Here is an 8,731-nt window from a genome sequence, read left to right on the forward strand (position 1 = left end):
TGACGTGTTCGATTCAGGCCGCAGCATCGAGGCGGTGCTGACTGAACTCAGGGCGCGCTGTCGCGCCAACATGCCAGCCGATATCCGCATCGCCACCGTGTGGTACAAGCCGGCGCGCAACCAGACGGAGCTGAAACCGGATTATTTCATCCACGAAAGCAACGACTGGCTGGTGTTCCCGCACGAGATTGACGGGCTGACGTCTGCCGAAATCCGTGCCCACAAGCCGGCCGCCGACGTGATCCTGGCGCCGATCGAGGGCTTGGGGAAATGACCGGATTTGCTTCGCGCGAGGCCCGTGCCGCCTTCATCGCCGGCCTGCCCAAGGCCGAGCTGCACCTGCACATTGAAGGCAGCCTGGAGCCGGAGATGATGTTTTCGCTGGCGCAGCGCAATGGCGTCAGCCTCGTGTTTGACAGTGTGGAAGCGATCCGTGCCGCCTATGATTTCTCCAACCTCCAGGATTTCCTCGACATCTACTATCAGGGCATGGCGGTACTGCTGACGGAGCAGGATTTCTTCGATCTGACGACAGCCTATCTCGACCGCGCCGCCACCGATGGCGTGCGCCATGTCGAGATCTTCTTCGATCCGCAGGGCCACACGGCGCGCGGCGTGCCCTTTGCCAATGTGGTTGGCGGCATCGCCCGCGCGCTGGCCGAGGCAGAGGAGCGCGGGATCACGTCCCGGCTGATCATGTGCTTCCTGCGCCATCTGCCGGAAGCAAACGCCGAGGCGACGCTGGACGAGGCGCTGCCTTATCTGTCGCTCATTCACGGTGTCGGGTTGGATTCGAGTGAAGTCGGCCACCCGCCGGAGAAGTTCGCCCGCGTCTTCGCCCGCGCCCGCGGTAGGGGCCTCAAGATCGTCGCCCATGCCGGCGAGGAAGGGCCGCCTGATTATGTCTGGCAGGCGCTGGATGTGCTGAAGGTGGACCGCATCGATCACGGCAACCGGGCGCTGGAAGACGCTGCGCTGGTGCAGCGCATTGTCAGCGACGGGCTGACTCTGACGGTCTGCCCCCTGTCCAACCTGAAGCTCTGCGTGGTGAACGACCTCACGCAGCACCCGCTGCGCCGCATGCTGCAGGCCGGGTTGAAGGCGACGGTGAACAGCGACGATCCGGCGTACTTTGGCGGCTATGTGAACGCCAATTTCGTCGCCGTGGCCGACGCACTTGACCTGACGCGTGACGAGATCATCACGCTCGCCCGCAACAGCTTTACCGGCAGTTTCCTGTCACCGGCAGAGCAGGCCGCGCATCTGGCCGCGATCGACTTTGCCGCCACATATTGACCGCATGCGTTGCAGCCAGCATCAAAAGATAAAATTCCGGGGAGCGAACATGACCAAGGCCGATATCGGATTGAACAGCTGGTTCAGCCGGCGGGTGCAGCAAACGCCGGACCGGCCGGCCCTCACCTTCGAAGGCGCCACCCGTAGCTATCGCGAGATGGGCGATGCCGTGAACCGGTTGGCCACGGCACTGAAGACCGGCGGAATCTGCCGGGGTGACCGGGTGGGCTATCTGGGTCTCAACAATCCGCTCTATTTCGATCTGCTATTTGCCGCCGCGCGGCTGGGCGCCATCTTCGTGCCGTTGAACTTCCGCCTGACGGGGCCGGAACTGGATTACATCATCAACGATGCCGGGGTGCACACGCTTGTGGTGGATGGCCCGCACCGCCCGGTGATCGACAGCGTGCGCGACCGCCTGTGCTGCCGGCGTTTCCTGTCCGCCGATGGCCAGGCAGACGGCTGGCAGCCGATTGCGGAATTCGTCGGCGATTCAGCGCCATTGGCTGATCGGGTGGAAACCGCCGAGGATGATGTGGCGGTGATCATGTACACATCGGGCACCACTGGCCGGCCCAAGGGTGCCATGCTCACCCACGGCAATTTCTGGTGGGCCAACATCAACGGCGCGCTGGGCGCCGATATCTCCGAAAAAGACGTGAGCCTGGTGATGGCGCCGCTGTTCCATATCGGCGGCCTCAACGTCACGCCCTTGAGCTGCTGGCAGAAGGGCGGGCATGTCGTGCTGCACCGCGCCTTTGATCCGGCGCGCTTTATCGCGGATGTGCGGGAATATCGCGTTACCACTACCTTCGCGGTGCCGGCTATGCTGCTGTTTGTCGCCCAGCAGCCGGATTTTGAAGCGGCCGATCTGTCGTCCTTGCGCGTCATCATGTGCGGCGGCGCGCCGGTGCCGGAACCGTTGCTGCGGCTGTACAACGCGCGCGGCATCCCGATGAACCAAGGCTATGGCCTCACTGAAACCGCGCCGTCGGGCACCTATCTGGGCCCGGATTTCGCGCTGGCCAAGCTGGGTTCGGCCGGCAAGCCGATGTTCTTCGTCGATCTGCGCATCGTCGCCGAAGATGGCCGCACCCCGCTGGGGCCGAACGAGCGCGGCGAAGTCATCATGCGCGGCCCCAACATCATGCGCGGTTACTGGAACAAGCCGGAAGCCACCGCGGCCGCCATCGATGCCGAAGGCTGGTTCCATTCGGGCGACATCGGCTATCTCGATGACGACGGCTTCCTCTATATCTGCGACCGCCTGAAAGACATGATCATCAGCGGCGGCGAGAATATCTACCCGGCCGAAGTGGAGGCCGTGCTCTATGATCACCCCGCCATCGCTGAAGTCGCGATCTTTGGCGAACCCAATGAAAAATGGGGCGAAAGCGTCACCGCCGTGGCGGCGCTTAAGCCGGGGCAGAGCCTCGATCTTGAAACCCTGCGCGCCTGGGCTACCGAGCGGCTGGCCCGCTACAAGCTGCCGACCCGGCTGGAAATCGTCACGGCCCTGCCGCGCAACCCGGCCGGCAAGGTGCTGAAGTTCGAACTGCGCGATCGGTTCCGGCGTTAACGCGGCGGGGCCACCGTGGCCGGTAGATCACGGCCATATTTCAGGAAGGCCGCCTTCACGTCGGGCCGGGCCTTCAGGGCGCGCAAGGCAGCCTTGGTCAACTTGTCGGGCGCGTTCGGGCGGTCGCCCACCAGGAACGGCTGCAGTTCGAATAGCGCATCGTCGCGGCTGCTTTCGTCGTCCAGCCGTTTGATCAGCACGGCAGCGGCGGCATCGAGCCGGCCAAGGCAGGAGAAGGCGGCTTGCAGGGCGCGGTTGTTGCCCTCCTTCGTCCAGCCGGCGGGGAGCGCGATCTTCTGCGCTTCGGCTATTTTGCCGGAACGGGCCAGCGCGCACACCCGGATCCCGGCCAGCGCCTGTTTGCCATAGTCGTTCAGATCGGCGCTGTCGGCCGCAGCCACCCGCGCGAGTGCATCACCATGTCGGCCGGCTTCTTCGGCCATGTCGGCCGCGATGATGCGGAAAGCCAGGGTATTGGGCCGGCCTTCGGCGGGCAGCGCGGCCACGCTGTTGAGCACGGCCAGCGCTTCATCGGTGCGGCCGGCATCGTTGAGCAGCGCGGCCTTCAGGTTCAATGTCCACAGCTCGCGGTTGGTCATCTTGGCCAGCGCTTCTGGGGTGGCGCCGATGTCCTTGATGCGCTCCAGCGCTTCCGGTTCCTTGCTGGCGATGTTGAGCGCTTCGGCGACGCCGGCACGCGCCACGATGGATTGCGGGCTGGCGGCCAGCTTCTGCTCGGCGGCGGCAATGAAGGCGGCATCGGCGGTATCGGCACCGGGTCCGAGCCGGGCTTCCAGCACCGGCCACAGCGATTGGTAGCGGCGATCGATGGCCAGCCGGGCAATGTTGGCGGTGTTGATCAGCGCGGCGATGATCGGCTTGGCATCCTCCAGGCGGTCGCGCTTGGCCAGGCCGGCAATCACGGCGAGGCGCAAGGCGTCGCCATCGCTCACCGTCTCGTCGGGCGGCGCATAACCGGCGGCGACCAGTGTATAGGACAGATCAAAGCTGCGCTGTTCGTCGCTGGCGGTGGTGCGTTGCACATCGGCGATCAGTTCATGCGGCAGTTCGGCCAGCCATTTCGGATTGGATTCGGCGACCAGCTGCAGCGTTTGCGCCGCGCCGTTCACATCGCCGGTGATGGCGCGCAGCACGAACAATTGGCGCAGCAGAAGCGGGGTGGGATTGAGCGCTGAGTCCACCGCCAACTCGATGGCGGCGCGGGCTTCGGCGAACTTGCCGATCCGGGCCAGCGCAAAACTGCGCAGGCCTTCCACCTGGCCCTTGTCGGCCGGCAGATCGGATTCGGCCAGCAGCGGATCGAGGACGGCGAGGGCTTCGGCAGGTTTGCCAGCATCCACCAGCGCGGCGGCCTGTGCCAGCCGGTCGGCACGGCCGGGCGCGGCGCCTGTCATGGTGCTGGGCGCCGCCGCAATCAGCAACGCTGCCAGCGGTGCCAGCAAAAAGACCGGTTTGAAACGATGCATCATGGCCCCACAGTAACCGCAAAGCAGCGTTTGGGGAGAGGGTCATGACGGCACAGGTGGAATTCTTCTTCGATTGTTCGAGCCCGTGGACCTATCTGGGCTTCGAGGCGCTGGTGAAGGCGGCGGCGGAAGACGGGTTCGATATTGTCTGGCGACCGTTCCTGGTGGGCGGCGTGTTCAACACGGTGAACCCCAGCGTGTATGAGATGCGCTCCAAGCCGGTGGTGCCCAAGGCGCGCTATTTCACCAAGGACATGCACGACTGGATCCGCCGTTCCGGCCTGTCGATCAAGTGGACGCCCAGCATCTTCCCGGTCAACAGCGCGCGGGCCATGCGCCTGTGCCTGGTGGCCGACGAAACGGGCCAGTGCGAGGCCGTCGCGCGGCGCATCTTCCAGCTCTATTGGGGCGAAGATCGCGATATTTCTCAGGCAGATGTGCTGGCCGAGGCGGCGGCGGCCGGTGGGCTGGATGCGGCCGCGCTGGAACGGGCGGACGCGCCGGAACTGAAGGCCAAGCTGCGCGCCAACACCGACGAACTGATCGCGCGCGGCGGCTTTGGCAGCCCGACATTCTATGTGGGCGGCGACGACATGTATTTCGGCCAGGACCGCATCCTGCTGGTGCGCGAGGCGGCGGCCAAGGCGCGATAGAATGCCGCTCGCTTGACTCTGCAGGGCGGCTGACGGCAATTGGAACAAAGAAAGAACAAATTGTCATAAGTGAGTCGTTCCGTTGCCGTCTGTCGTCCGCCTGGTGCCGCCCGTGTCCGCCCGTGTTCCGGCTGTTGCCGGGCGGGTTGCGCTTGCTGCCGGCCGTGTCGATTCGGCTCTCGGCGGCGGTTTGGCGCTGGCGGGGTGTCACGAAATCTACGGGCCGGCGGCCACGCCTTTGGCGCTGATGCTGGCGCTGGCCAGCGCGCGGGCCGGGCCGATCCTGTGGCTCGCTGACCGTCAAGGCGACGATGGCCGGTTGTATGGCGCGGGCCTTGCCGAACTGGGCGGTGATCCGGGGCGATTGTGGCTGGTGCAGGCCGGCGGCGCGGTGCCGATGCTGCGCGCGGCGGCTGAAGCACAGCGCTGTGCGGCGTTGGCCTGCCTGGTGATCGAGGCCGGCAGTGCGAGCGCCGTCGATCTGACCGTGACGCGCCGGCTGCAATTGGCCGCCGCCGCGTCCGGCGTGTTCACCCTGTTGTTGCGTGCTGGCCCGCCCCGGCCGTCGGCGGCCCTTACCCGCTGGCGCGCCGCCCACGCCCCGTCCCGCCGCCTTGCCGGCAATGCCCCCGGCCCGCCGCGCCTGGTGCTCAGCCTTGAGCGCCAGCGCGGCGGCCCTGCCGATATGACACAAGAACTGGAGTGGGATCGTGACCGCCGCCGTTTCCTGCCCGCCACTACCGTCATCGAGCGTGCCATCCCCATCGGCGCTGCCTTTGGCCGGCGCCCCCCCTGTCTCAAGCCGCCGCATCTTGGCCGTGTGCCTGCCGTGGTTGCCAACCGAACGCCTCGCCCGGCAGCAATCCGCGCCGCCTGAACCCATCGTCCTTGTCGCCAATGATCGTGGCCGCCAGATCATCCGCGCCTGCTGCCCGGCCGCTGCGGCTGAGGGCCTGCACCCCGGCCTGGCGCTTGCCGATGCGCGGGCGGTGCTGCCGGGCGTGCGCGTTGTCCCCCATGATCCGGCCGGCGATGCGGCCTGCCTCGATTGGCTGGCGGATGGCGCCACCCGTTGGTCCCCCATGGTCGCTGCCGCCCCGCCGCACGGCTTGCTGATCGATATCAGCGGCTGCGCCCATCTGTTCGGCGGCGAAGCCAGCCTGATCGCGGACGTGATGACGCGGCTGGAACGGCTGGGCTTCACGGCCCGCCATGCCCTCGCTGCCACGCCGGCCGCCGCCATGGCGCTGGCCCGCTTTGGCCAGAGCCGCGTTGTCGATCTGCCGCTGGCCGCCCTGTCCGATCAGGAACCGGTGCAGATCGCCTTGCGCCGCGCCGGGTTGAAGTGCGTGGGCGAGGTGGCGAAGCTGCCGCGCGCCGCCGTCGCCGCGCGCTTTGGCGAGGCGCTGCTGGCCGCGCTCGATGCGCTGACCGAGGCCGCGCCGCAACCGCTTGATCCACGTCTGCTGGTGGCCGAGATCGTTGCCCAGCAGCGCTTCGCCCAGCCCATCGCCACCACCGATGCGGTGCGTGCCACGCTTGAGAAGCTTCTGCTGCGCTGCGCCGTCCAGATGGGCGCGCGGGGGGTCGGCGGGCGGCTGTTCGCGCTGGCGCTCTATCGCGCCGATGGCCATGTCGCGCATGTCGCGGTGGAAACTGCGGAACCGCAACGCGATTCCGCCGTGCTGTTGCGCCTGTTCGATGAACGCATCGCCGCGCTCAACGATCCGCTCGATCCCGGCTTCGGCTATGATCTGGTGCGCCTCGCTGTGCCGGTCACCCACGCGCTTGATGAGACGCAATTGGGGCTGGAGGGCGGCCAGCTCGCCGAAACCCAATTGGCCGAACTGGTTGATCGCCTCACCGCCCGATTGGGGCGCGGGCGCATCCGCCGGCTGGTCCAGGCCGACACGCACATTCCCGAACAGGCGAGTTTCGACCTGCCGTTTGCCGCCAGTGCAGCAATGAACTGGCCCAGCCCCGCCCCCGGCGAGCCGCCCGCCCGCCCCATTCGCCTGTTCGATCCGCCACAGCCGATCGAGGTGCTCGCCGAAGTGCCCGATGGCCCGCCGCGCCGCTTCCGCTGGCGCGCCCGTGTGCATGACGTGACCGCCCACGAAGGCCCCGAACGCATCGCTGCGGAATGGTGGCGAAGGAAGGATGGCGCCGGGCTGACGCGGGATTACTGGCGCGTCGAGGCCGCCGATGGCCGGCGCTACTGGCTGTTCCGCCACGGCCTCTACGATCGCGAACCCGGCCCGCCGCGCTGGTATCTGCACGGCCTGTTCGCATGATGGCGACGCCGACGGGTTTCGCCGAACTGGGCACGGCGACGCATTTCTCCTTCCTGGAAGGCGCGTCGAGCCCGGCGGCGATGGTGGAGACGGCGCTGGCACTCGGCCATTGCGGCATCGGCATTGCCGACAAGAACACGGTGGCCGGCGTGGTGCGCGCCCATGTGGCCGTGCGGGAACTGGCCGAAGCCGCCAAGGAGGCCGGCACCGAACTGCCGCCGTTCAAGCTGGCGGTCGGCGCACGGCTGGTGTTCGCCGATGGCACGCCGGATGTGATCGCCTATCCGGCGCATCGCCACGGCTGGGGGCGGCTCACCCGCCTGCTCACCACCGGCAACCGGCGGGCGGAGAAGGGGGATTGCATCCTGCATCTTTCCGACTTGATCGAACATTCAAGCGGCCTGCTGCTCATTGCCCTGCCGCCGGACGGCGGCCAACAAACAATGCCGCCAACAGGTGCCCAGCAGGGCCGTCTTGCCGAACTGGCGCGGGCCTGCCCCGATCGGCTGTGGCAGGGCACGATGCTGCATCATGGTGGCAGCGATCGCCGGCGGCTGGCCGCACTCAGTGCGGTGGCTGATGCCGCCAATGTGCCGCTGCTGGCGCTCAACGCCCCGCTCTATGCCACGCCGGCACAACGCCCGCTGCACGACGTGATCCGCTGCATTGGCATGGGCGCAACGCTGGAGAGTGCCGGCACGCGGCTGGCCGCCAATGCCGAGCGTCACCTGAAATCCGCTGCCGACATGGCCCGGTTGTTCCGCGATTTCCCGCAGGCGCTGCAGGCGCCGGCCCGGCTGCTTGCCCGTGTTGATTTCAGCCTCGATCAGCTACGTTATGAATATCCCAACGAACCGGTGCCGCCCGGTTACAGTCCGCAAGGATGGCTGGAAACGCTCACCCTGCAAAAGGCCCGCGAACGCTGGCCGGAGGGGATTCCGCCGAAGCTGATGGCGCTGCTGGCCGACGAATTCCGCATCATCGCCAAGGCCGGCTATGCGCCCTATTTCCTCACCGTCCACGATATCGTGGCGTTCGCGCAGGGGCGCGGCATCCTCTGCCAGGGCCGCGGCAGCGCCGCCAACAGCGCGGTGTGCTTCGTGCTGGGCATAACGGCCGTCGATCCGTCGAAACACAATCTGCTGTTTTCCCGCTTCATTTCCGAAGAACGCAAGGAACCGCCCGATATTGATGTCGATTTCGAGCATGAGCGCCGCGAGGAGGTGATGCAGTGGATTTATGAACGCTATGGCCGCGAACGTGCCGGCATCGCGGCGACCGTGATCCACTATCGCCCGCGCAGCGCCGTGCGCGAGGTGGGCAAGGTGCTGGGCATGAGCGAGGATCTGACCACGCGGCTGTCGAGCACCGTCTGGGGCAGTTATGCGAGTACGATGGAACGGCAGCGTTTTGCCGAAAGCG

The 8,731-nt window shown here is 66.8% G+C and carries 8 protein-coding genes; 7 read left to right on the plus strand and 1 reads right to left on the minus strand.

Going from position 1 to position 8,731, the window contains the following annotated elements; translation table 11 throughout:
• The 3 genes from RT662_RS10260 to RT662_RS10270 all read left to right on the plus strand — a co-directional run.
• Positions 1-274: phosphoribosyltransferase (locus RT662_RS10260; RefSeq protein ID WP_409530164.1), on the plus strand; the 274-nt coding region annotated here is incomplete at its 5' end.
• Positions 271-1,296 (plus strand): adenosine deaminase, encoded by a 1,026-nt coding sequence (locus tag RT662_RS10265; RefSeq protein ID WP_313670614.1) that lies wholly within the window; start codon positions 271-273, stop codon positions 1,294-1,296. The genes RT662_RS10260 and RT662_RS10265, both read left to right, overlap by 4 nt.
• Positions 1,297-1,345: 49 nt before the next feature.
• Positions 1,346-2,875, plus strand: a complete 1,530-nt coding sequence (locus RT662_RS10270) for a long-chain fatty acid--CoA ligase (protein ID WP_313670615.1) — start codon at positions 1,346-1,348, stop codon at positions 2,873-2,875.
• Here RT662_RS10270 and RT662_RS10275 read toward each other — a convergent pair.
• The gene (locus RT662_RS10275) at positions 2,872-4,365 is read right to left on the minus strand and encodes a hypothetical protein (protein ID WP_313670616.1); all 1,494 of its coding nucleotides are present in this window, start codon (positions 4,363-4,365) and stop codon (positions 2,872-2,874) included. The genes RT662_RS10270 and RT662_RS10275 overlap by 4 nt on opposite strands.
• Before the next feature lie 41 nt (positions 4,366-4,406).
• Between RT662_RS10275 and RT662_RS10280 the strand changes: the two genes are divergently transcribed.
• The 4 genes from RT662_RS10280 to RT662_RS10295 form a co-directional block, all read left to right on the plus strand.
• Positions 4,407-5,015 carry a 2-hydroxychromene-2-carboxylate isomerase gene (locus RT662_RS10280; protein WP_313670617.1) on the plus strand — a complete coding sequence of 203 codons (609 nt, stop codon included), beginning with the start codon at positions 4,407-4,409 and terminating at the stop codon, positions 5,013-5,015.
• A gap of 112 nt (positions 5,016-5,127) precedes the next feature.
• Entirely contained in the window at positions 5,128-5,892 is a 765-nt protein-coding gene (locus RT662_RS10285; RefSeq protein WP_313670618.1) for a hypothetical protein, read from the plus strand.
• Complete coding sequence (locus tag RT662_RS10290) at positions 5,849-7,309, plus strand: DUF6504 family protein (protein WP_313670619.1); 1,461 nt, start codon at positions 5,849-5,851, stop codon at positions 7,307-7,309. The genes RT662_RS10285 and RT662_RS10290 overlap by 44 nt, the downstream gene beginning before the upstream one ends.
• On the plus strand, positions 7,306-8,731 hold a 1,426-nt coding region (locus tag RT662_RS10295; protein ID WP_313670620.1), incomplete at its 3' end, for a PHP domain-containing protein. The genes RT662_RS10290 and RT662_RS10295, both read left to right, overlap by 4 nt.

It is taken from the genome of Sandarakinorhabdus sp. (assembly GCF_032115815.1).
In the GTDB taxonomy this organism is placed as follows: Bacteria; Pseudomonadota; Alphaproteobacteria; order Sphingomonadales; family Sphingomonadaceae; genus Sandarakinorhabdus.

What these genes read in the sequence shown, in the direction of transcription:
- RT662_RS10275 (WP_313670616.1), bottom strand. Translation starts at nt 4,365, where the DNA reads ATGATGCATCGTTTCAAACCGGTCTTTTTGCTGGCACCGCTGGCAGCG.
- RT662_RS10270 (WP_313670615.1), top strand. Translation starts at nt 1,346, where the DNA reads ATGACCAAGGCCGATATCGGATTGAACAGCTGGTTCAGCCGGCGGGTG.
- RT662_RS10265 (WP_313670614.1), top strand. Translation starts at nt 271, where the DNA reads ATGACCGGATTTGCTTCGCGCGAGGCCCGTGCCGCCTTCATCGCCGGC.
- RT662_RS10280 (WP_313670617.1), top strand. Translation starts at nt 4,407, where the DNA reads ATGACGGCACAGGTGGAATTCTTCTTCGATTGTTCGAGCCCGTGGACC.